This is a genomic window from Halorubrum sp. BV1, assembly GCF_000746205.1.
Classification (GTDB): domain Archaea; phylum Halobacteriota; class Halobacteria; order Halobacteriales; family Haloferacaceae; genus Halorubrum.
Genome location: NZ_JQKV01000043.1, coordinates 1 through 1,123, shown reverse-complemented (window position 1 = coordinate 1,123; position 1,123 = coordinate 1). Strand labels below are relative to the sequence as shown.

Here is a 1,123-nt window from a genome sequence, read left to right as displayed (position 1 = left end):
TGGACACGAGCCATGCATGAGTGGTGACCGTTCTGGTGAACGGTCTAAGGTGAGCCTCTCGTGTGAGAGGTCTCGGGTCGGTGGAGGTGATCCAGCCGCAGATTCCCCTACGGCTACCTTGTTACGACTTAAGCCCCCTTGCGAAGCCCAGATTCGACACGTGGAACGTGCCTCATCCGGACCTCACTCGGGTGCTTTGACGGGCGGTGTGTGCAAGGAGCAGGGACGTATTCACCGCGCGCTTGTGACACGCGATTACTACCGAATCCAGCTTCATGTGGGCGAGTTGCAGCCCACAATCCGAACTACGATCAGGTTTCTGAGATTACCGTCTCCTTTCGGAGTTGGAACCCTTTGTCCTGACCATTGTAGCCCGCGTGTTGCCCAGCACATTCGGGGCATACTGACCTACCGTTGCCCGTTCCTTCCTCCGTGTTGGCCACGGCGGTCTCCGTACTGTCCCCAGCTACTGTGAAGTACTGCTGGCAAGTAGGGATGCGGGTCTCGCTCGTTGCCTGACTTAACAGGACGCCTCACGGTACGAGCTGACGGCGGCCATGCACCTCCTCTCTGAAACTCGGACAAGGTCATCAACCTGGTCGTCATTATTACAGTCGATGCTGGTGAGATGTCCGGCGTTGAGTCCAATTAAACCGCAGGCTCCTCCGGTTGTAGTGCTCCCCCGCCAATTCCTTTAAGTTTCATCCTTGCGGACGTACTTCCCAGGCGGTCTGTTTAGCGGCTTCCCTACGGCACAGCACCCACTCGTAGTGGGAGCCACACCTAACAGACATTGTTTACGGCCAGGACTACCCGGGTATCTAATCCGGTTCGAGACCCTGGCTTTCGTCCCTCACTGTCGGATCCGTTTTCGCGACGTGCTTTCGCCATCGGCGGTCCGTCCAGGATTACGGGATTTCACTCCTACCCCGGACGTACCCGTCGCGCCTTCCGGTCCCAAGCCACACAGTTTCCACCGGGCGTCCACCTGTTGGGCAGGTGGATTTCCCGATGGACTTGTGCGGCCAGCTACGGACGCTTTAGGCCCAATAAGATCGGCCATCACTTGGGCTGCCGGTATTACCGCGGCGGCTGGCACCGGTCTTGCCCAGCCCTTATTCGT

General features: G+C 58.4%; 1 rRNA gene. It reads right to left on the bottom strand.

Going from position 1 to position 1,123, the window contains the following annotated elements:
• Window positions 1-81: 81 nt before the first annotated feature.
• Window positions 82-1,123 (bottom strand): 16S ribosomal RNA (locus EP28_RS11585); the annotation flags it as partial.